Genomic DNA, 22,478 nt, shown 5'->3' on the forward strand with positions numbered 1-22,478 from the left:
TAAGCACACCTGTTTTAGTTCCACGCACTTTTTGAGAGTTCCGGTTTTTCCGCCATTAGCCGGTACTCTTCCGGTGTCAGGTTATTCAGGGATTCATGAGGCCGCTCGCTGTTATATTCCGTCAGCCAGCGCTCTGTGATTTCCCGTGCTTCATTCAGGGTTCTGAACAGATAAAAATCCAGAATTTCTGTCCGGTACGTCCGGTTAAAACGCTCGATGAAGGCATTCTGTGTCGGCTTACCCGGCCTTATAAATTCCAGCATCACACCATGTTCCTCAGCCCATTGTGCCAGCGCCAGTGAGACCAGTTCGGGTCCGTTGTCCATCCGCATCTTCAGCGGGTAGCCCCGGTTTGCCACGATCCTGTCCAGCACTCTGACCACCCGCTGCGCCGGGATATTCAGGTCGATTTCTATGGCGAGAGCCTCGCGGTTAAAGTCATCAACCACATTGAAGGTCCGGAAGCGTCTGCCACACACCAGCGCATCGTGCATAAAATCGATGGACCAGCTCTGGTTCAGCGCTTCTGGCGTCACCAGTGGCACCGGGTTGCGTACTGGCAAACGTTGCTTTCCCTTGCGGCGAAAATTTAGTTTCAGCAGGCGGTAAATCCGGTGAACGCGTTTATGGTTCCAGGCGTTACCCTGCCTGCGCACTAACTTGAACAGCTTCTTAAAACCATACCGCGGGTAGCGCTCTGCCAGCTCAGTCAGCGCCTGGATCACCGGTTCATCACGCCAGATATCGGGCTGGTAAAAATACACAGTCCTGCTCAGCGATAATGTCCTGCAGGCCTGGCGTAAACTCATGGCAAATTGTGCCGTCAGATAGCTGACGAGTTCACGCTTTATCGCTGGTTTTAAAGCTTTTTTCGATAACGTCTTTCAGGGCCCGGCATTCAAGGCTGAGATCGGCAAACATCTGTTTGAGACGACGATTTTCGTCCTCGAGATCTTTCATCTTTTTGATATCAGAGGCTTCCATCCCGCCAAATTTCGCTTTCCAGTTGTAATAACTGGCTTCTGAGATACCGGCTTCACGGCAGACATCCTTAACGGTACGTCCGGCTTCGACGGACTTCAGAACGGCAATGATCTGGTGTTCGGTGAATCGCGCTTTACGCATGGTGATCTCCTCAGAGGACATAATCAGTATGTCGGAAGATCTCTAAAAGTGAATGGTCCGGTTTCCCGGGATACTTACAGAAGGACGTCGCAACGACGAAAAATGGCAGACAGCCCTGATTGTGCTCACACTGATAGTGCTAGCCGCCGCAGGCTGGTTTGCCCGTCGACCGCTGCGCCAGAGCCTGGTCTGGTTGCTGCACCGCTGGCAGCGCTTCTGGTCCCCGGTGTCGCTCCCTGAATTAGCCCCTATGAACAGGAGAAAACAATGAAAAAAAACCTACTGGCCTGTGCCTTGCTGCTGGGATGTGCGACCGCCGCCCATGCCGACCCTCTTTCCGCCTGGAATGACACCGCGGCAAAACAGTCGATAGAGCAATGGGTGCAGCATGCCACGCAACAGGGTAGCCCCGATTTTATCCCGGCAGACAAACGCTACGTGGTATTTGATAACGACGGAACGCTGTGGCCAGAGGCGCCGTTGACCTTCCAGATCCAGTTCATCCTCGATGAAATTGTCCGTCAGGCCCCCGAGCACCCGGAGTGGAAAAAGGACCCGCTGATCAACGCCGTGCTGACCAACGATCTGAAAACCGTAGTGAAAGCCGGCGATAAAGGGCTGATGAAGCTGCTGGCGTTAACCCATAGCGGGATCACCACCGATGAATTCGATCGCCGGGTCGCGACCTGGCTGGAGACGCATAAAGATAAGCGTTTTGGCTGCCGCTACGATCGGATGGGCTATCAGCCAATGCGCCAGCTGCTTGATTATCTGCGCGAGAACGGCTTTAAAACCTGGATTATTTCCGGCGGCGGCATCGACTTTATGCGTGTGATGTCGCAGAAGATGTACGGGATCCCGCCTGAGCAGGTGGTCGGTTCATTTGCGCTGGGCGAATTTTCCCTGAGCGCTGACGGCACGCAAATCCGCAAGACCATGCAGGGCGCCTTTAATGACGATAAGGCCAACAAACCGGTGGCGATCCATCTGTTTATGGGGCATCGCCCGGTCGGCGCCTTCGGTAACAGCGATGGCGACCTGCAGATGCTGCAGTACGCCGCCGCCAATCCGGATTACAAAGCCTTCGGCCTGCTGGTCCACCACACCGATGCAGCACGCGAGTACGCCTACGACAGCCATCCGCCCGCCAGCGGTAAGCTGGTGGAGGCCCTGCCGGAAGCCAAAGCCAAAGGCTGGACGGTGGTCGACATGAAACAGGACTGGAAAACGGTCTTCGACCCGGCACTGTGCCCGACGAAATAAGCCTCCCGCATAGCTTACATGCCAGCCCCTGCGGCTGGCATTCTCCCCACCCGCTCTGAACTGCCGTCTAGTAGTTCCACTTCGGCCTGGCCACCGTGTTCTTTTTCAGTAAATTACGAAACTCTTTCAGATACGGCTCGTTGCTGCGCCCGCGCTTGCAGATCGCCGAGAACGGCGACTGGAAGCCAAACTCGTTGGGCAACAGCACCCGCAGCCGGTTCTCTTTGATCCACGGCCAGGCGTAGTGCTCGGGAAGATAGCCGATATATTTCCCCGACAGGATCAGCAGCAACTGGGCATCCACGGTTTCGACGGTGGCGCTACCTTTACTAAAGCCACGGCGGCGCAGGTCGCTGGTATTCCAGTAGCTGCGGGTCACCAGCGGGCACTGGCTGATCTGGTCTTTATCGAGCTGGCGACTGAAGAACATCGGGTGCAGGTCGCTGCAGTAGAGCCAGTGCTGTTCACGGTACAGCGGCTCGCTGATGATGTTATGCACCTGGGAGTTATAGCTGCCGATCGCCAAATCAATATGGTTGTTCAGCACGCCGTTCAGCTGCTCCGCCGGAGTGCGGATAATCAGCTTGATATGCACATGGGGAAACTTATCGCTGAAGCTGCGCAGCACCACCGGCAGCGACAGCGCGGTTTCGGTTTCGATCGAGTCCAGCGTCGAAATGCAAATGGTGCCGCTGTGCTCGCCCTTCAGCAGCGACGACTGGCGCTCCAGCTCGTTCAGCTCGCTGAGCACCCGAATCGCCTGCTGTAAAAACTGCTGGCCTTTCTCGGTCAAGGCAAAGCCCCCACGCCCGCGCTGACACAGGCTGAACCCGAGCTGCGTTTCCAGCTGAGACATGGCGTTGCTGATCGCCGACACCGAAATCCCCAGCTCCTGCTGGGCCCGGCTGTAGCTCTCAAGGCGGGCCACCGCCTCAAAAACCTGCAGCTGTCGAATATTGAGACTGCCGTCGTTAAGCATATTTAGTTCACCAATAAATGAACTAAGTATTTACAGCAGACGATTTAAAGTCCAGCACATCTTTCGCACTATCTCCCTGTCGAGCATTTGTGTATCAGATTCAGGAGCTGAAATGGATAACGTCTTTCATCAACCACAGGGTGGCAACGAGATGCCACGTTTTGGCGGCCGCGCAACCATGATGCGCCTGCCATTTATTGAAGATTTACAGGGACTTGATGCGGCATTCGTGGGCATCCCGCTGGATATCGGTACCTCCCAGCGCTCCGGCACTCGCTACGGGCCACGCTATATCCGTACTGAATCGGTGATGATTCGCCCCTACAACATGGCGACCGGCGCGGCGCCTTTTGAATCTTTATCGGTTGCCGATATCGGTGACGTGCCGATCAACACCTACAGCCTGCTGAAATCGGTGCAGATTATCGAGGATTACTACACGGGATTAAATAGTTTCCCGCTGATCCCGCTGACCCTCGGCGGTGACCACACCATCACCCTGCCGATTCTGCGCGCCCTGACCAAGAAACACGGCCCGGTCGGGTTGATTCATGTGGATGCCCATACTGATACCAACGATGAGATGTTCGGGGAAAAAATCGCCCACGGCACCACCTTCCGCCGCGCGGTGGAAGAGGGCCTGCTGGATCTCAAACGGGTGGTGCAGATTGGTCAACGTGCCCAGGGTTACGCCGCCGGCGACTTCCAGTGGGGCGTCGATCAGGGCTTCCGTCTGGTGCAGGCGGAACAGTGCTGGCACAAATCCCTGGCTCCGCTGATGGCCGAAGTGCGTGAGCAGATGGGCGATGGCCCGGTCTATCTGAGCTTTGATATCGACAGCCTCGATCCGATCTGGGCGCCCGGCACCGGGACGCCGGAAGTCGGCGGTCTGACCTCCATTCAGGCGCTGGAAATCGTCCGCGGCTGCCGCGGCCTGAACCTGATTGGCTGCGACCTGGTTGAAGTCTCGCCGCCCTACGACGTCAGCGGCAACACCTCCCAACTGGCGGCCAACCTGCTGTATGAAATGCTCTGCGTGCTGCCCGGCGTGAAATACCCATAAGGATCCAGACCATGCAACTCAAGGTTTTTCGCACGCTCTGGGGCGTCACCACCCCGTGGCAACAAACGCTCAGCGAGCTGAAAGCGGTCGGCTGCTGCGGCATCGAGGCTCGCGTCCCGCTGACCACCGACGCGCGCCAGGCGCTGGCCCAACAGTTGCACGAGTCCGCGCTGGAGTACATTGCCATTGTCTTCAGCGGCGGCAGCGTGATCCCGGCGCAGGCCGAAACCCCGCAGCAGCATCTTGAGCGCTTAAAAAGCCGCTTTGATGAGGCAAAGTCGCTGAACCCGCGCTTCGTCAATCTGCTAGCCGGCAACGACCGCTGGCCGCTGGCGCAGCAGGTGGATTTTCTCGGCAAGGCCCACGAGCTGGCAACGGCGTACGAGCTGACCTGCAGCTTTGAAACCCACCGCGCCACCTCGTTGTACAGCCCGTGGCTGACCCTCGAGATTATCGCCCAGTTGCCACAGCTGCGATTTACCGCCGACATCAGCCACTGGATTGTGGTCAGCGAGCGCCTGCTGGATGACCCTTGCGATGATTTCAGCGCCTTTATCGACCGCGTGCACCACACCCAGGCGCGCGCCGGTTACGACCAGGGACCGCAGGTGCCTCATCCGGCGGCGCCGGAATATCGCACCGCGCTGGATTTCCAGCAGCGTATCTGGCAGCAAATCTGGCACTCGCAGCGCCAGCGCGGCTATCAGTACACCACGCTGACCCCTGAGTTTGGCCCCGATGGCTATCTGCATCATCTGCCGTTCACCAACGTCCCGGTCGCTGACCTGTGGTCGCTGAATGCGTGGATGGCGACCCGGCAACAGCAGCAGTTTGCCGACTTTTTATCCCTCACCGACAAGGAGATTTAGAGATGAGCGTTGCAAAAAGTTCTTTCACTGAATTACCGACCATTAATATCAGCGCTCTTCTCAGCGACGATCTTGCCGAGCGCCAGACCGTGGCCGATGCGATTGGCCAGGCGGCGCGTGAAGTCGGCTTTTTCTATATTACCGGCCACGGTATTGCCCCTGAACTGATCGCCGGAGTCCGCAGCGCAGCCAAAGAACTGTTCGCCCTGCCGATGGATCAAAAAATGCAGTACTACATCGGCCGTTCAGCCAGCCATAAAGGCTATGTTCCTGAAGGGGAAGAGATTTATGGTTCCGGTAAACCGGATCATAAAGAGGCTTTTGATATTGGTTTCCAGGCCGCCGCCGACCACCCGTTTGTGCTGGCCGGTACGCCGCTGATTGGCGCCAACGAGTGGCCGGAACTGGCGGAGTTTCAATCCCGGGTACTGGCCTACTACGAGGCGGTGTTCGCCCTTGGCCATCGCCTGTTTGACGCCTTTGCCCTCGCGCTGGGCCTGCCGGAAGGCTACTTCAAGGAGATGGTCACCTGCCCGCCGGCAAAGCTGCGCCTGATCCACTATCCCTTTGATGCCAGTGCCGAAGATGTTCCCGGTATTGGTGCACACACCGATTACGAGTGCTTCACCCTGCTGCTCGCTGACCAGCCGGGCCTTGAAGTGCTGAATGAAGATAGCGTCTGGATCGATGCGCCGCCGCAGAAGAACGCCGCAGAAGAAGAGGCGTTCGTGATCAATATCGGCGACATGCTGGAAGTGCTGAGCGCTGGCACATTTGTTGCTACAGCACACCGGGTTCGCAAGGTGCCGCAGGAACGCTACTCCTTCCCGCTGTTTTTCGCCTGTGATTATCACACGCTCATCCGCCCGCTGCCGACCTTTTTGGCCGCCGGAGAAGCAGGCGAATACCAGGAATTAAGCATCGGCGAACATATGTGGAGCCAGGCGCTGCAGACCTATCGCTACCTGCGCGAGAAAGTCACCAAAGGCGAGCTGCAGCTGCCGGAGCGCGCCCGCGGCACCAACACCTTTGGCCACCTGAAAAAACAAGCACAGCAAAAAACCGTTAATAACCCGTGAGGATAAATGATGAAAAAAACGCTTAAGAAGTTCTCGCGCCGTGTGGCTTTAGCTATCGCCGTCACCGCCTGCTTTTCCCCGCTGACCCACGCCGCAGAGCTGCTGACCAATGGCGTCTTTAAAGTGGGCATGGAGGTCACCTATCCGCCGTTTGAATCTTACGACAGCAACAACAACATCGTTGGCCTCGATCCGGATTTTGCCGCGCTGATTGCCGAGCAGCTGAAAGCCAAACCGCAGCTGATCGATACCAAATTCACCAGCCTGATTTTAGGCATTGGTAAGAAGTACGACGCGGTGATCTCCGGGATGTATATCACCCCGGAACGCCTGAAACAGGCCGATGCGATCCCGTATGCCCTGTCCGGCGCAGCGATCGTTGCCCTCAAAGGCGGCGATGTGCAGCCGAAGACGGAAGATGAGTTGTGTGGCGTGAAGGTTGGCCTGCAGCAGGGAACCTCGTGGGTGACCAGCCTGAAAACCCACTCTGATGAGTACTGCCTGAAAAACGGCAAACCGGCGATCAGTATTTCAGAGTTCCCGACTTCGCCGGAAGTCTCCCAGGCCCTGCTGTCGAAAAATATCAGCGCGCAGGTCGAAATCGCTCCGGCGGCGCAGATCATCGTCGATAAAAGCCGTGGCCGCCTGGCCATCAGCTCCACACGACTGGTGTATCCATTACCGCTGGGAATTTATATCGCCAAAGGCAATAGCGAACTGGTGACCGCGATTAAATCGGCGCTGGCCACCTTAAAAGCCAACGGCAAATATGACGCCATCATCAAGAAATACAATTTAGAACGCATCGATTAATACAATAAAACCATAAGAAACAGGAGTCGGTATGGAGTTCGATTGGGGATACTTTTTCTCATTATTTAGCGTTGGGGCATTCTGGCAGGCGTGTGTCACGGTGGTGGTCGTCAGTTCATTGTCCTGGTTTATTGGCCTGATACTGGGTTTTCTTTTAGCCTGTGCCAAGCTCTCCGGCCCGCGCTGGCTGAAGGTTCCCGTCGAACTCTATATTTGGTTTTTCCGCAGCGTGCCGTTAATGGTGCTGCTGGTATTTGTCTATAACCTGCCGCAGCTCTTCCCGGTGACCCAACCGTTGCTCGGTATTCCGTTTATTGCCGGATTGGTGTCAATGACCGTCACCGAAGCGGCCTATATGGCAGAGATCCATCGCGGCGGTTTACTGTCGGTGGCCAAAGGGCAAGGCGAAGCCGGTCACGCATTAAGCTTCAGCTTTATCGGGATCCAACGCTTAATTATTATTCCGCAGGCGTTTCGGATTTCGTTACCCACGCTGATTAACGAATACATCACCATTATTAAGCTCAGCTCGATTCTGTCGGTCATTTCATTACCGGAACTGCTGCTCACCGGCCAACGGCTGTATGCGCAGAACTTCCTCGTGATGGAGACGCTGCTGGCGGTCGCGGTTTACTACGTGATGGTGGTGACTCTCTTTACCTGGCTGTTCCGGGCGCTGGAAAACATGCTGGATATTCAGCAAAAGCGTCCGCAAACCTACAACGACGCCGAATGTGACGCCCTGCGCAGTACTCTGAAAGCGCCGCAGCAGACCGTCAAAGCCGAGCCCACCAGCGGCACGCCGCCGGCGCTCGACCTGCGGGCTATCGAAAAATCCTGGGGCCAGCATCAGGTGCTGAAAGGCATCGACCTGAAAGTCGAAAACGGCCAGGTCATCAGCATTATCGGGCCATCCGGCTCCGGTAAAACCACCCTTATCCGCACCATCAACGCCCTTGAAAGCATTGATGCCGGGGAGATCGTGCTGTACGGCGAAGACTACCTCAAAGGGGCGGCAATCGTCGATAAACCGCAGATGCGCGCCGGCGTGCGGCGTATCGGCATGGTGTTCCAGAGCTTTAACCTGTTCCCCCATCGCACGGTGCTCGACAACGTAATGCTCGCCCCGCTGTACCACAAGCTGGTTGACCGCGACGTCGCCAAAGCGCAGGCCCTTTATTTGCTGGACCGCGTCGGGCTGCTGGCCCATGCCGAGAAATACCCGTGGCAGCTCTCCGGCGGCCAACAACAACGCGTCGCCATCGCCAGGGCGCTGGCCTTAAAACCGGACATCATGCTGTTTGACGAACCCACCTCGGCGCTGGATCCGGAACTGGTTGGCGAAGTGCTGAAGGTGATCCAGTCCCTCGCCCGCGAAGGCATGACGATGCTCATCGTCACCCATGAGATGGACTTCGCCTTATCGATTTCTGACCGGGTAGTGATGATGGAAAACGGCGTCGTGGTCAGCGATGTCCACCCGCAGCGCATTCGTGATAACGCGGATGGCCCGGCGCTAGGCCGCATACGTGAATTTATGGGAGTGCAATAAATGACGACTGAACGTGAACTACGCCAGGATCTGGCAGCCGCCTACCGCCTTGCGGCGCTGTTTGGCTGGGAAGATACGCTCTACACCCACTTTTCCGTGCGCCTGCCCGGCGACGGCGAACCGCGCTTTCTGATTAACCCGTTCGGCATGATGTTCGATGAGGTGACCGCCAGCAATCTGATCGTCGTCGATATGCAGGGGAAAGTGGTGGCCGGCCACGCCCCGGCAAACTCCGCCGGGTTTACCATCCACAGCGCGGTTCATATGGCACGGGAGGATGCGCATTGCGTCATCCACACCCATACGCTGCCGGGAATGGCGGTCGCCGCCTGTCAGGATGGCTTACTGCAGCTCAACCAGATCAGCACTGAGTTTTATCAGCGTGTCGGCTATCACCCCTATGAAGGTGTCGCCTTTGACCTCGACGAGCGTGCGCGCATTCAGCGCTCGCTGGGGGATAACATCGCCATGATCTTACAGAGCCACGGGCTGCTGTCGGTGGGGCGCACCGTTGCCGACGCGTTTTACATCATGTACTACCTCAACCGCGCCTGCGAAATTCAGATGGCGACCGCGCAGCTCGCCCCGCTCAGCCCGATCCACACCATTCCGCCCCACCTGAGCCAGCACGCCTGCGAGCAGCTGATGGGCGTGGAGCATGAGCGCCAGCAGGTCTGGCAAGCGTGGTTGCGCCGCCTCGACCGTCTCGACACTTCTTATAAAGACTAACGCCTATGCCAAACCTTACTATCGTCGTCGATTGCAACGACCAGAACTATGCCCGCGAGATTTGCGACGCGTTGCAGCGTTTCCCCGAAGTGACGGCGGTGCTGCCCGATCATCCGGCCGCCAGCGACGCGCAGTATGCCAGTTGCTGGTTCCCCGACCCGGACCTGCTGACCCGTTCACCGGCTCTGCAATTAATCCAGGCCGCATCGGCAGGTGTGGACCATCTCCCGGAGGCGGTTTTCGCCAGCGACGTTCCATTATGCCGGGTCGTCGATGAAGATTTTCGCCACGGCATGTTCGAGTATGCGCTGTGGGGCGTACTGTGGTTCCAGCGCCATTTTGACCGCGCCCTGGCGCATCAACGCCAACGGATCTGGAAGATCGATCCCCAGCGCGCCGCCGCCGATTATCACGTCGGGGTGATGGGGCTGGGGGAGATCGGCGGCTACATTGCCAGCCATCTCGCCGCACTCGGTTATCGTGTTTCCGGCTGGGCGCGCAGCGAGAAGCAGCTTGCTGGCGTCCAGTGCTATCACGGCGAGGCGCAGGCCGGGGCCTTTTTGGGCCAGCTGGACGCGCTAATCAACATTTTGCCGCTCACCGAGCAGACCCGCGGGATCCTCGCGCAACCATTGTTCGACCAGCTCCCGCCAGGCGCGGTGCTGATCAACTGCGGGCGCGGCGAGCATATGGTCAATGACGATGTGGTGCAGGCGCTGGATAGCGGTCAGCTGGCCGGGGCGGTGCTGGATGTCTTCCCGGTCGAGCCGCTGCCCCAGGATGACCCGCTGTGGGACCATCCGCAGGTGGTGGTCACGCCGCATATGGCCTCCATCGCCCCGGTCGAGGTGATTGCCCGCCAGCTGCTGGACAATATTCAGCGCCAGCAGCAGGCCCTGCCGCTGAAAAATCTGGTCAATAAACAGAGCGGTTATTAATCCTTTTTTGCCGGACAATCCCCGGTGTGCATGATAAGCAACTGCTACGCTTAAGGGTCTGTTTCATCCACCATAAGGCCTACATTATGCACATTGATCTATCGGGGAAAGTGGCGCTGGTGACCGCGTCAACGGCCGGCATTGGCTACGCGATTGCCAAAGGGCTGGCCGCCAGCGGCGCGGAGGTGATCGTTAACGGGCGGAGCGAGCGCAGCGTCAGTGAAGCCATCGCCCGCCTGCAAAATGACGTCCCTGGCGCGCGCCCGCGCGCCGCGGTAGCCGACCTTAGCGGCGCCGACGGAGTCGCGCAATTGCTACAGGCCGTCACCGGCGTGGATATTCTGGTCAATAACGCCGGGATTTACGGGCCTCAGGATTTTTACGCCACCGATGACGCCACCTGGGAAAACTACTGGCAGACCAACGTCATGTCTGGCGTGCGGCTGTCGCGCACCCTTCTGCCGGCGATGGTCCAGAAAGGCTGGGGGCGGGTGGTCTTTATCTCCTCTGAGTCGGCGCGCAATATCCCGGCGGACATGATTCATTACGGCGTCACCAAAACTGCCCAGCTCTCGCTGGCGCGCGGGCTGGCGAAATTTGTCGCCGGTAGCGGCGTCACGGTCAACAGCGTGCTGCCCGGCCCGACGATCTCCGACGGTTTCGCCGAGATGTTAAAAGAAGAAGTCGCGAGAACCGGCCAGCCGCTGGACCAGCTCGCCAAAGATTTTGTGATGACACATCGCCCGAGTTCGGTGATCCAGCGGGCGGCCTCGGTTGAGGAGGTGGCAAACATGGTGGTGTACGTCTGTTCGACCCAGGCTTCCGCCACTTCCGGTGCGGCGCTGCGCGTTGATGGCGGCGTAGTGGACGATATTATCTGACGGCGTTGCGCCCGTCCGCACTGTCGCGGCCGGGCGGGTTATTCCTCTATTTACTTCGCCTTGTCATCCGTAATGCCGTAGGCGGCATACTTCTGCAATAACGCCTGGTACTCCCCATTGTCACGCAGCGTTTGCAACGCCGCCGCGAACTGCTGCGCCAGCGCCTGGTTGCCCTTGCCGACATAAATCCCCAGCGTTTGCGGATAAATAGTCTGCGGCGAGCTGACCTTCAGGCGCCCTTTGCTGCGCTGGGTAAACAGGCTGACCACCCCGGCGATATCCACCTGGGCCTGAATATTACCGGACAGCAGCGCCTGCAGGGTCTCCGGCGAGGTCGGGAACTCTTTGATCTCGATAGCCCCTTTGCCCTGCTGCTGGCAATACCCGACGGAGAGCTCCTGTAATTTTTTCACCCACGACGTCCCCTGCTGCAGACCGACGCTTAAGCCACACAGATCGTTTTCCGTTTTCGGCGTCACGTGGCTGTCGCTACGCACCATGATATAGGCCCCGGTATTGGCATAGGGGATCGCATCCGCCTGGCGAGTACGCTCCGGGGTGATATAGAGCGCGGAGATCACCGCATCCTGGCGCCCGCCGTTCAGGCCGAGGATCAGGCTGCTGAACTTGGTGTCCACCAGCTGCAGCGTCAGGCCCATTTTCTCGCTGAGCAGCGCCGCCAGCTCGGCATCAAAACCGACGATCTTGTCATCCTGCCAGGACTCAAACGGCGGATAGGCCACCTCCATGGCGACTTTCATTTTCCCTGGCGCAAGCAGCGTCTGTGCGGCCTGAGCCGACGATGCCAGCCCCAACGCCAGCACCAGCGCGCTGGCGAGGGTACGTACTGCAAAAGATTGTTTCATCTGTCGGACTCCGTTCAGGAAGCGATACGCCGATGGTGGGCATCGGCAAGCTGGCACAGCAGTTCAAACATCAGGGTCGCGCCGGTCAGGCTGGTGAGGTTGCCCTGATCAAATGGCGGCGACACCTCGACCAGATCCGCACCGATCAGGTTCAGTCCGGCAAGCTGGCGAATGCAGCGCTGTCCCTGGATCGTGGTCATGCCGCCAATTTCCGGGGTCCCGGTGCCCGGCGCGTATACCGGATCCAGCACGTCAATATCAAAGCTGATGTAGGTCGGCCGATCGCCAACGATCTCACGGGCCCGTTGCATCACCGCGTCGATACCCAGCTCGTTCACCTGTTCCATACGGAAAATAGTGATGCCGTTTTCCTCCGCCCAGCAGTGTTCGTCTTCAGAGAACAGCGCGCCGCGAATGCCGATTTGCACCGTCCGCCGGGGGTCGAGCACGCCCTCTTCTACGGCGCGACGGAACGGGGTGCCATGGGTAAAACGCTCGCCGCCAAAGTAGCTGTCGTTGGTATCCGAGTGGGCATCAAAATGGATCATCCCCAGCGGCTTATCTCGCCCCAGCGCCCGCAATACCGGCAAGGTGGTGAGATGGTCTCCTCCCGCCGTTAACGGCATAACGCCCTGCTGGGCGAGGTCGCGATACCTGGCTTCAATGCGCGCCATGCTGTCCTGCACATCCATGGGGTTAATGCGCACGTCGCCCAGATCCCCCACCCGCGCACAATCATAAGGAGAGCGGCGCGAGACCGGGTGCACCCGGCGCACCAGGCTCGACGCATTACGCAGCTCGCGCGGCCCATGGCGGGTACCCGCGCGGTTGGTCGTCCCGCCATCCCACGGCACGCCCACCACGCCGATATCCAGATCGGCAGCCTGTGGCGCAAAGGGAAGACGGAAAAAAGTCGGTAGTCCGCTGAAACGCGGGATGTCGCCATCCTGCGGTTGCGGATAGGCCTGTTCAGGGACGAATGTCATTGCGGTATCTCCATGGCTTTTCGGGTCGATGCAGAGATACTGCGCAACGGGATGCTGAGAAAAAATAGTCAAAGCTAAAAAATTAGTTTAGAAAAATAAAAACAATTCCCGGGGCTTACAGCGGAGCATCCTCTTATGTCAGTTGGCAAATTTCCGAATCTGCGCCTGCTGCAGGTTTTTATTACGGTGGCAAAATATCAAGGCTACGCCAATGCGCAGCAAGAGCTTAATCTGACGGTCTCCGCCATCAGCAACTATATGAGCGAGCTTGAAGAGAAGCTTGGTATCACCCTGTGTCGCCGGGGAAGAGGTGGTTTTTCGCTAACCGAAAAAGGCGAGACCATACTGCAGCAAAGCATTGAGCTGCTTGATTCGATGGAGCATTTCGAGCGCAGCACCGCCATGCTGCGCGGCGACCAGAGCGGAATTTTTAATCTTGGGGTGATCGATTCCACGATAACCGACCCGATGCTGCCGATGAGCAAAATCATCGCCAGCTTCAGCGAGCGCTACCCGCTGGTGCATATCAACCTGCAGGTCAGAAGCCCAAACGCCCTGCTGCAGGGAGTGTTGAATAACGAGCTGGATCTAGCGATCGGCACCTTCTCGATTCAGGCCAACAGCGTGGTCTCGCACCCGCTCTATCGCGAGCAAAACTGGCTCTACTGCGCCGACAACCACCCGCTATTTACGGTGAAACATCCAACCGAGGCGTTAATTTCACAGATGCGGATGGTGACCCGCAGCTACTGGAGCAGCAGCGATTTGGGGCGTAAAGGCTTTAAACAGAGCGTCGCGAGTGCGGAAAGCATGGAAGCCCAGCTGATGCTGATTCTGTCCGGGAAATACGTCGGCTATTTGCCGGAGCACTACGCCTTGCCGTGGGTACACTCGCAACGGCTGCGCGCCCTGCTGCCGACGGAGTACGGCTACCAGGCACCTTTCTCGCTGATTTTTCGCCGCGGCCGCAGCAAAGAGACCTTAATTCGCGCGATACGCGACAACGTCCGCGCCGAGATCAAAGCGCGGAAACGTTAGCGCCCGGCCCTCAGGCAAGGCGTGCAGCGCTGAGCGCTACTCGTGGATCTTCCATTTTTGCTTGAGGATATTTTTATCCTGGCGGTCCAGCCATTGATTGACCTTTTCCAGCAGCGGCTGATTATCTTTATTCATCATATAGACTTTAAAGCTGGCGGTACCCGGGAACGGCTTATCGGTGGCAACACAAAAGACGCCGGGCTCTTTACTCTGGTAATAAAACCCTTCAATCAGGTCGGTGACCATCATATCGGCGGTTTTCTGGCGCAGCGCCTCCAGGTTATCGACGTTATTTTTGACTCTGATGATCTGCGCGTGTTTGATATGCGCATCGACATAGCTCTGGTTGGTGCCGCCCGGATTTACAATCACTTTGACCGTCGGCTGGTCTATCTTCTCCAGGCTGCCGAGCGCCGGAGCCGCGGTACAGTTTGCCAGCGCAATTTTGCCGTTCGCCACCACCGGATGACTAAGCGCAAAATCCTTCGCCCGCTCCGGGGTCTCGGTCACGCCGCCCATCGCAATATCAAATTTATCGGCTTTCAGGTCACTGGAGAGCGTTGGCCAGCTGGTCAGCACAAAGGTGACCTTTAGCCCCAGTTTCTGACCGAGATCCTTCGCCATATCGACGTCGTATCCGCGCAGCTCACCCGCTTCGTTATGAAATGCCAGCGGGGCGTAATCTCCCGGTACACCAACTTTCAGCTCGCCGCTGTGTTGGATCGTCGACATATCGCGCGCCTGGCTGCTACCGGCAACGCTCACCAGCACACAGGCAAGACAGACCTTCAGGTTCATACCATCATCCTTTTCAATGCGTTCGTTAGGGTACTTTTCCGCGTTATTACACCGCGTTTTATGGCTTGATTGCCGAGAGGCAACCCGATCATTTGTTAATGTTATGTTTTATTTTTGTGACGTACAACCAAGAAGCGCCGTCCCTGCACGGCGCGTCAGATTAGTTATACTCGATTGCGAAAGTGACCTGGCCGTTCGCCCGTCCGGGAGTCACCACAGTGCTGGTTTGCACGTACTGGGCAGTGTAATTGATGTTCTCCGCGCCGGCGGCATTGCTGGCAGGCATATGCTTTAGCACCGGCAGGTTACTGGATTCATTGATTTTTACCGCAGTCCCGGTGGAGGGCGCCGGTGCCGGATTATTGCCGTAGCTCAGCTTGATGCCGACACCGCTGGCGGCCCCGTCAACGTTTGCCAGCGCCAGGGTATCGCTGAGACTGGGGTCGGCGGTGACGCCAAAAAAGCCAATCCGGATATCGGTCGGGGTGGTGCAATAGACCGGAATACTGAAGGTCTGCGCCGTCCCAGCGGTGGTGGTCTGGCCTTTGAACTCCGCTTTATTCACGGTCCCCAGATTCACGTTGATGGTCGGGCGGGTCACCTGGCAGCTGCCGCTGGAGCCAATGTCAACGTTGAGCGCGCCAAGGTCGATACTCACCGGCGCGCTGGCGGTGTGGCTCCCGCCGCTGACATCCTGCTTCTCGATGGTTAAATTACCGACCTGCGGCTGCGCCGGGACGCTGGCATGGTTGCCGCTCACCAGCGCCACGTCGCCGGTTTTGTAAAAGGTAATATAGGCTTTGACCACGGTTTCTCGCTGGTTCAGCAACGCCGACAATTGCGAACTATCGCATACGGTCATGGACTCGCTGCCGGCAGGCGCATGGCTGCCATCAATGTAGCGCACCGGTCCACCGCTGCACTGAAATCCCAACGAATACCCGATACCACTAAGCGCCGTGGGATAGACATGCTGGCCGTTAATCACCAGCGGCGTCCCGGTGCTGTTTTGCCGATAGACAATCTGTTTCCAGACCGCGGTGGGCAGTTGCAGATCGCAGACAAAATGAATGCCGCTACCGTTATCGGCCATGGCGTTGGTCATCTGCGTGTTGTCGGGCAACGTGGGCAGATAGCGAATATTCGGCACGTTAATGGTCATCTGCCCGACGCTGCCGCTGCAGCTCTCACTCCAGCCATAGTGGCTGTAAATCCCCGCCATCAGCAGGAACACCAACTGCATTATTCGAAGGCCGCGATGCATGGCTGCTACTCCTCAACTCACTGGCAAAAACCGCTGAAGGTTTTTACGCTATTCTGCTGTTGCTCACTGGAAAGATGGAAATGCAGGGTGCATTTCCGCGCGAGGTTGTCCTGGGTCCAGCTCGCCTCAAGCGTGCCTTCATCCGGGATACCGCTGAGGTACACCTGGCCGCTATCGGCGACCATCCCCTGCGGCGCCGCGCCCGTGTCGTCCTGCTCCTGGCGCAGCTGGACGCTGGCGCCAAACGGAATCGCCCCGTCATGATTGCGCAGGGTGAACAGCACGCGATTGCCAATGTGGGTCTGGTAGTTCGCCATCACCACCGCGCCACCGCCGGGGATCACCGTCTGTCCCTGCAGATCGACATCGGTATCGTTGGTCATCGATTCGGTATCCAGGGTGATGGTGTTTTTGCGATAGACCGTTAACGTCGGCACGACCGCATAACCCCGAGCGTCGGTATGAACATTACTGCCGTTCTGAATCGCCACATCCGCAGCGCCAGGCGCCCGCACGATGGCAAAGCTGTCGCCGACGGGTTGCCCCAACGTCACGCCATGGGGGTGAGCCACGATGGAACCGGAAGCCCCCCAGGTCAGCTGATTGCTCTCACTGTCATGGCGATAGCCCAGCTGGGCGCTGCCGTAGCCGCCGTGGTAATCCAGCGCGGCGCTGCTGTTACTCCCCTGCCCGGCGTTGGCGTAGCCTTGCTGCACCGAGTAATAGAGGTTCGAACTGTGCGGCATTACGCCGTACATCGAGACCTGCTGTGAGGAGTGGCCATTGTTGTCGGAGGTGGTGCTGTAACTCACCGAGCTTTCCGCCAGCCAGCCGCTGAGCGGAATATTGAGATTCAATGACCAGGAGCGGTCCGCGCGCTCCCGGTCGGAAGATTGGGTGTAGTAGTAGCCGACGCCCCAGGAGATGCCTTTCCAGGCGCTATAGAAACCGAGATGTATCGTTTCATCGCGGCTGTTGCTGTGCCAGTAATCCTGCGAATAGGCGGACAACGCCAGACTGCTGGCGGTACCAAAGGACTGGGCAATCGAGAGCTCTTCCCGGCTGCGTTTGTTATCGACCATCTGGCTCTGGCTTTCGAGGGCATTCGCTTCGCTGAAGTCGTAATAGCCGCTCGAAGAGTAACGATAGCTAGCGAGGCTGAATGAGGTTCCGGTCCGGGCAAAATCCTTCTGGTACTGCACGCGGAACGAATGGCCGGTAAAATGTTTATCCGACGGGGTGGCGGTGTTGGCCCAGGTCAGGTCACCGCCGAGCGATCCCAGCTCGCCAAAGCCGCGCCCGATGCCCATCGCCCAGGCCTGATAATCCTGCGCCAGCTGCGTGCCGCCGTACAGGGTGACCGACGCGGGCAGCCCATAGAACAACGTGCCCTGAATAAACTCCGGCGAGCGGACGTCGTTCTGGTCAGAGTGATAGCGCCCGCCGCTAAGGCTGAATTTAGCCCGCCCTTCGCGCAGCATAAACGGCACCGCGGAATAGGGTTGGGTGAACGAGCGCACCGAACCGTCGCTCTCTTTCACCTGCACTTCAAGGTCGCCGCTTTGTGCCGTCGGATAGAGGTCTTTAATCGCAAAGGCCCCCGGCGAGACGAAGGTTTCGTAGATCACGTAACCATGCTGCAGCACCGTCACTTTGGCATTACTGTGCGCCATGCCGCGGATCACCGGCGCAAAGCCGCGCTGACTGTCCGGTAGCATTTCGTCATCGGACATCAACTGCACGCCACGAAACGGCACGCTATCGAAAACTTCGCCGGTCGTGAAGGTATCGCCAATGCGCAGCAGGCTCTTAAGGGGGGCTACATCGCGTTGTACATAGGTACTTTGCGAATGCCAACGATAATGCTGGTCATACTGCATCGAAGAGATATTGCGCAGCCGCCAGGCGCCAAAATTAGCCCCGCTGCGTAAATTCAGATAGCTGGAGCGGCTTTGTTCTTCAGACTGTCGGGTCTGCGCCCCGGTCAGGTTATAGTTAACGAACGCGGCCGGCACGCCCTCATCCCAACGTGACGGGTCGACATAGCCGCGGCTCTGGGTGTTCATCGCCGCCTGCGGAATGCTTAAATTCAACCGCTGGGTGGCAAAATCAAACTGGCTGCTGGCATTCGGAATGTAGTGTTCAATCCGGGTGAAGGTCTCACCATCATGCAAAGTGTTAAAGGATGAGAAAGCGCTGACATTCACCCCAAAATCTGCCAGCTGCGCCGGGGTCAATACCGGTTGTAATGCCCCGTGGTCTTCAACAAAGGTGACCGTTCCCTGGCCGATTTCCTGATTGTTGACCCAGATGCTCACCGGGTAGGCGCCGGGCTGCTGCCCGCCAGATTTGGCGAAATAGTGTAAGTCCGCCATTTTTTGCTGCGGATTAGCAAATTCGAGGGCTGCGGGGTCGAAATAATCATCGGCCCATACCGCTGCGCTGTGGCACAACAAACACAGCAGGGGCGGAACGCTGGCGAATAGCCGGGCATCCCCATTAGGGGACGCCGTCACAGCATCGCCGTGAACGGTAACAGGGGATCTTTTTTTCACAATAGCTGACCTGGCGATGCTAAGCGCAATAATTACTGCTGTGCGTAATCCGTAATCCCGCCAAAATCATTAATGGCGCGCCATTTCACTGCTCCGGAACCGCTCACCGGCCACGTTCTGCTGGCTAACGGGGCAATCATTCCCGGTTCTTCGATCTCTTTTCCGCCCACCGAAATCGTAAAAAAGGAGACAAAATATGGTGTCGGGTTCTGCGCCACCAGCCGGTTTCCGATCACTTTAAAAATCAAAGACTGCCAGGCTTTTGTCGGATCGCCCGTCAGGCCATTCGGCCGATAGAAAATCTTAAATTTCGACTTAATATTGACCTGTAATTTATTGGCGTCACCTTGCTGCGTCGGGGAAATACTTTTCACATTTAACCAAAACACCGATTCACGATCGTGGGGCAGCGTTTTGCCAATGAAATTAATTCGCAATACGTTTTCTTGTTCAGGGTCGAGGCGAAATAACGGCGGCGTCACAATAAAAGGCACCGGGCTGGTATCTTTTGCTGCATAGTTTTCCACCCACGACTGCACCAGATAAGGTGAATGGGTATCGGCATTCGTCACGGACAGTGAGGCCTCACGCTTTCCTTCTGGATAAATAACCCGCGTCCCCCCCATCACAATACCGGCCTGAGCCGTGGTGGATATCAACAGAATAAAAGCAGCAGTGATGCCAGCCAGAGTATATTTCATCGTCACAATCATCAAATAACGGTTTAAATACAACCGCAAAACACAACAAACATCCAAAATACAAAAAAGAAAATGAGCAGGTATTCCTGCTCATTGATTTCTTAGTTGTACACCATATTGAAGTTAGCGGTTCCGTTTGCCGCACCGGCAGTCACCGCACTGGTGGAGATATAATCGGCGAAGAATTCCAAATCGGCCGTACCGGTGCTGACGCCGCTGGCCCCGGCTACCACGGTCTGGTCGCGAGAGACGGTGCCAAGGTTAATCGGCGTGGATTTATCATCTTCGTACAGTTTGATCGCCACACCCTGTGCGCCGCCGTTCACCGCCAGCAGGTCGCTGTTGTTGGTATCCCGGGTGCCATCGAACAGTACCGATACCTTGGTGACCGAGGTCGGGCAATCTTTGACTTTAATATGGAAGGCGGTTTTGGTGGTTTCAGAGCCTGCGCCAGCAAAGAAGCTGCTCGCCCATTTTCCCAGGTCGACGACCTGATTGGCGCTGGTGCTCTCGATGTCACAGGAGGTGTCGGTAATGGAGCCGGTGAATTCGACCTGACCACCCGTACCCTGCGTGCCGCTGTTAGAGCCCGGGTTTACGGTCACTGCGGAACGTGCAGGTTGTGCGGGACTTGCCATTACAACGCCGGATACCAGAGCACCAACCATCGTTGCCATAATACAAAACTTGGTTTTCATTTTTTATCTCATTGCTAACAGATCTTTATGACAGATAACGCTCAGAAACAGTATGTTTGAGCACCTCTGCTTTCCGTTTCTCCATGTTAAGAATATGCGCGTTCCATCAGCAGGATATTAAATGCTCGACAATACGTCCCGTTCAATTTATTGCACCAGGATGGCGAAATAAAACACAAACAGGAAAAATAAAACAAGGCATTTAATATTAATAGAAATACTATTCTTGCGATAAATAAAACGCAATATCTTGTTATGTTAATGAAATGATGTTTTATTTTACCAATGAAATAAAAATCCTATAGCTCACCAGAATTGTTAATTTTAGAACCCAAAAAACCCAACAGCACAACAGGGCAATGCAACAACTTGCCGCGTCAGTTAACAACATCAACAAAAAGAGGCCCTGTTTTGCTGCGTTATTTCTGTGAAGCCGCAAGGGACAACTGCTGTTTTAAGAATAATCTTAGTTACAGTCACCCTGTTATATTTGTCACATAGGCAATCATGATTGCACTAATAAATACCTGTTATAACTATCCTGCAGCCTCATATTTCATATGAAAGCTTAAGCTGAATAAATCTCATTAATTAGCATTGATATTATTTCTGCGCGCTTAATTATGAATCCGCGTGAAATAAAAAAAAACCCCGTTTTTCCATAAAAAAACCCGCCACGGCAAACGCCAGTGACGGGTTGTGTCGAACATTTCGCAGTTAAATGCGCGATTAAATACGCAATTAAAACAGTCCTAACGGCGCAGTACCGTAGCTCACCAGCAGGTTTTTGGTCTGCTGGTAGGCTTCAAGCGCCATTTTGTGAGTTTCGCGGCCAACCCCTGACTGCTTGTACCCGCCAAACGCCGCATGGGCCGGATAAACGTGATAGCAGTTGGTCCAGACGCGACCGGCCTTGATCCCACGGCCCATTCGGTAGGCCAGATTGGTGTCCCGGGTCCAGACGCCAGCGCCCAAACCAAACTGGGTCTGGTTAGCGATGGCCAGCGCTTCCGCTTCATCTTTAAAGGTGGTCACGCCAATCACCGGGCCAAAAATTTCTTCCTGGAAACTGCGCATTTCATTGCGCCCCTTAATCAGGGTTGGCTGAATGTAGTAGCCATTGTCCAACTCGGCGGCAATGCTAGCACGCTCGCCACCGGTCAGGATCTGACCACCTTCTTCACGGGCAATCTTGATGTACGACAGGATCTTATCGAACTGCTGACGTGACGCCTGCGCGCCGATCATCGTATCGGTGTCAAAGGGGTCGCCGCGACGGATCTGCGCCACTTTGGCCATCACCCGCTCCATGAACGGCTCATAAATCGATTCATGGATCAGCGCCCGCGACGGACAGGTACAGACTTCTCCCTGGTTGAAGAAGCCCAGAACCAGCCCTTCCACTGCCTTCTCAATAAACTCTTCTTCGCCGTCCATCACGTCGGCGAAATAGATATTCGGTGACTTGCCGCCCAGCTCAACGGTGCATGGAATAATATTCTCCGCTGCGCAGGCCATAATATGCCGTCCGACCGGAGTGGAGCCGGTAAAGGCAATTTTGGCAATGCGCTTGCTGGTCGCCAGCGCTTCACCGGCTTCTTTACCGAAGCCCTGCACTACGTTCACCACACCCGCAGGGAAGATATCGCCAATCAGCTCCATCAGCAGAGTGATGCTCAGCGGCGTTTGCTCTGCCGGCTTGAGTACCACGCAGTTACCGGCCGCCAGCGCCGGCGCCAGCTTCCATGCCGCCATCAGCAACGGGAAGTTCCACGGAATAATTTGCCCGACCACCCCCAGTGGCTCATGGAAATGGTAGGCCACGGTCGTTTCATCGATCTCCGCGGTGCTCCCCTCCTGCGCGCGCAGGCAGCCAGCAAAATAGCGGAAATGGTCGACCGCCAGCGGTAAATCGGCATTGAGCGTTTCACGCACCGGTTTACCGTTGTCCCAGCTCTCGGCAATCGCCAGATACTCGAGGTTTTCCTGGATGCGGTCAGCTACCTGCAGCAGCAGATTTGAACGCTGCTGGACCGATGTTTTACCCCAGGCTTCTGCAGCACGGTGCGCAGCATCGAGCGCAAAGTCGATATCTTTGGCATCCGAGCGGGGGAATTGTGCAATGTCGCTCCCGTCCACCGGCGAGGTATTCATAAAGAATTCGCCACCGATCGGCTCGACAAATTTGCCGTTTATATAGTTACCGTAAGCGGACTTAAATGACACTAAGGCGCCCGGCTTGCCAGGATGTGCATAACGCATTGCAATCTCCTTCTGTAGG

20 protein-coding genes are annotated in these 22,478 nt (G+C 56.8%); 10 read left to right on the plus strand and 10 right to left on the minus strand.

The features are described 5' to 3' along the window. Positions 1 to 14: 14 nt before the first annotated feature. A protein-coding gene (locus tag ACMYSO_RS08360) for an IS3 family transposase (RefSeq protein ID WP_434670087.1) occupies positions 15 to 1,125 on the minus strand; the annotation gives its coding sequence in 2 pieces (ribosomal slippage) (positions 15 to 873 and positions 872 to 1,125; 1,113 coding nt in all). 267 nt (positions 1,126 to 1,392) lie between these two features. Here ACMYSO_RS08360 and ACMYSO_RS08365 point away from each other — a divergent pair. After that, positions 1,393 to 2,388: an HAD family hydrolase gene (locus tag ACMYSO_RS08365; protein WP_434670089.1), complete on the plus strand. Its 996-nt coding sequence runs from the start codon at positions 1,393 to 1,395 to the stop codon at positions 2,386 to 2,388. 67 nt (positions 2,389 to 2,455) lie between these two features. Here the strand turns inward: ACMYSO_RS08365 and ACMYSO_RS08370 are convergent, their stop codons facing one another. After that, positions 2,456 to 3,367 (minus strand): LysR family transcriptional regulator, encoded by a 912-nt coding sequence (locus tag ACMYSO_RS08370; RefSeq protein WP_123756852.1) that lies wholly within the window; start codon positions 3,365 to 3,367, stop codon positions 2,456 to 2,458. Positions 3,368 to 3,479: 112 nt separating this feature from the next. Between ACMYSO_RS08370 and speB (ACMYSO_RS08375) the strand changes: the two genes are divergently transcribed. The 8 genes from speB (ACMYSO_RS08375) to ACMYSO_RS08410 all read left to right on the plus strand — a co-directional run bounded on the left by speB (ACMYSO_RS08375) (position 3,480) and on the right by ACMYSO_RS08410 (position 11,291). After that, a complete protein-coding gene (speB, locus tag ACMYSO_RS08375; protein WP_174510397.1) occupies positions 3,480 to 4,430 on the plus strand; it encodes an agmatinase in 951 nt (316 codons plus the stop codon). Positions 4,431 to 4,441: 11 nt separating this feature from the next. Further along, entirely contained in the window at positions 4,442 to 5,299 is an 858-nt protein-coding gene (locus tag ACMYSO_RS08380) for a sugar phosphate isomerase/epimerase family protein (protein WP_434670090.1), read from the plus strand. A gap of 2 nt (positions 5,300 to 5,301) precedes the next feature. Then, complete coding sequence (locus ACMYSO_RS08385; protein WP_434670091.1) at positions 5,302 to 6,378, plus strand: isopenicillin N synthase family dioxygenase; 1,077 nt, start codon at positions 5,302 to 5,304, stop codon at positions 6,376 to 6,378. A gap of 9 nt (positions 6,379 to 6,387) precedes the next feature. Next, a complete protein-coding gene (locus ACMYSO_RS08390; protein ID WP_434670773.1) occupies positions 6,388 to 7,191 on the plus strand; it encodes an ABC transporter substrate-binding protein in 804 nt (267 codons plus the stop codon). A 31-nt stretch (positions 7,192 to 7,222) separates the two neighbouring features. Next, the gene (locus ACMYSO_RS08395) at positions 7,223 to 8,743 is read left to right on the plus strand and encodes an amino acid ABC transporter permease/ATP-binding protein (protein ID WP_434670092.1); all 1,521 of its coding nucleotides are present in this window, start codon (positions 7,223 to 7,225) and stop codon (positions 8,741 to 8,743) included. Next, positions 8,744 to 9,472 carry a class II aldolase/adducin family protein gene (locus tag ACMYSO_RS08400; RefSeq protein WP_434670093.1) on the plus strand — a complete coding sequence of 243 codons (729 nt, stop codon included), beginning with the start codon at positions 8,744 to 8,746 and terminating at the stop codon, positions 9,470 to 9,472. It begins immediately after the preceding gene. Between the two features lie 5 nt (positions 9,473 to 9,477). Next, positions 9,478 to 10,410, plus strand: a complete 933-nt coding sequence (locus tag ACMYSO_RS08405; RefSeq protein WP_434670094.1) for a 2-hydroxyacid dehydrogenase — start codon at positions 9,478 to 9,480, stop codon at positions 10,408 to 10,410. A gap of 86 nt (positions 10,411 to 10,496) precedes the next feature. Then, positions 10,497 to 11,291: an SDR family NAD(P)-dependent oxidoreductase gene (locus ACMYSO_RS08410; protein ID WP_434670095.1), complete on the plus strand. Its 795-nt coding sequence runs from the start codon at positions 10,497 to 10,499 to the stop codon at positions 11,289 to 11,291. Between the two features lie 50 nt (positions 11,292 to 11,341). On the opposite strand, the gene ACMYSO_RS08415 is transcribed toward ACMYSO_RS08410, so the two are convergent. Beyond that, positions 11,342 to 12,157, minus strand: coding sequence for a transporter substrate-binding domain-containing protein (locus tag ACMYSO_RS08415; RefSeq protein WP_434670096.1), 816 nt, complete (start codon positions 12,155 to 12,157; stop codon positions 11,342 to 11,344). A 14-nt stretch (positions 12,158 to 12,171) separates the two neighbouring features. Beyond that, positions 12,172 to 13,143: an agmatinase gene (speB, locus tag ACMYSO_RS08420; protein WP_434670097.1), complete on the minus strand. Its 972-nt coding sequence runs from the start codon at positions 13,141 to 13,143 to the stop codon at positions 12,172 to 12,174. A gap of 135 nt (positions 13,144 to 13,278) precedes the next feature. Between speB (ACMYSO_RS08420) and ACMYSO_RS08425 the strand changes: the two genes are divergently transcribed. Further along, a complete protein-coding gene (locus tag ACMYSO_RS08425; protein WP_434670098.1) occupies positions 13,279 to 14,181 on the plus strand; it encodes a LysR family transcriptional regulator in 903 nt (300 codons plus the stop codon). Between the two features lie 36 nt (positions 14,182 to 14,217). Here ACMYSO_RS08425 and ACMYSO_RS08430 read toward each other — a convergent pair whose 3' ends face one another. The 6 genes from ACMYSO_RS08430 to exaC form a co-directional block, all read right to left on the minus strand. Further along, positions 14,218 to 14,979, minus strand: a complete 762-nt coding sequence (locus ACMYSO_RS08430) for a transporter substrate-binding domain-containing protein (protein WP_434670100.1) — start codon at positions 14,977 to 14,979, stop codon at positions 14,218 to 14,220. Between the two features lie 160 nt (positions 14,980 to 15,139). Next, entirely contained in the window at positions 15,140 to 16,243 is a 1,104-nt protein-coding gene (locus ACMYSO_RS08435; RefSeq protein WP_434670101.1) for a fimbrial protein, read from the minus strand. A 17-nt stretch (positions 16,244 to 16,260) separates the two neighbouring features. Beyond that, positions 16,261 to 18,708 carry a fimbria/pilus outer membrane usher protein gene (locus ACMYSO_RS08440; protein ID WP_434670774.1) on the minus strand — a complete coding sequence of 816 codons (2,448 nt, stop codon included), beginning with the start codon at positions 18,706 to 18,708 and terminating at the stop codon, positions 16,261 to 16,263. A gap of 122 nt (positions 18,709 to 18,830) precedes the next feature. Beyond that, entirely contained in the window at positions 18,831 to 19,499 is a 669-nt protein-coding gene (locus ACMYSO_RS08445) for a fimbrial biogenesis chaperone (protein ID WP_434670102.1), read from the minus strand. A gap of 101 nt (positions 19,500 to 19,600) precedes the next feature. Further along, a complete protein-coding gene (locus ACMYSO_RS08450) occupies positions 19,601 to 20,197 on the minus strand; it encodes a fimbrial protein (RefSeq protein ID WP_434670103.1) in 597 nt (198 codons plus the stop codon). Between the two features lie 741 nt (positions 20,198 to 20,938). Next, complete coding sequence (exaC, locus tag ACMYSO_RS08455; protein WP_434670104.1) at positions 20,939 to 22,459, minus strand: acetaldehyde dehydrogenase ExaC; 1,521 nt, start codon at positions 22,457 to 22,459, stop codon at positions 20,939 to 20,941. Positions 22,460 to 22,478 lie beyond the last annotated feature (19 nt).

It is taken from the genome of Klebsiella sp. B345 (assembly GCF_051131735.1).
Classification (GTDB): Bacteria; Pseudomonadota; Gammaproteobacteria; order Enterobacterales; family Enterobacteriaceae; genus Klebsiella.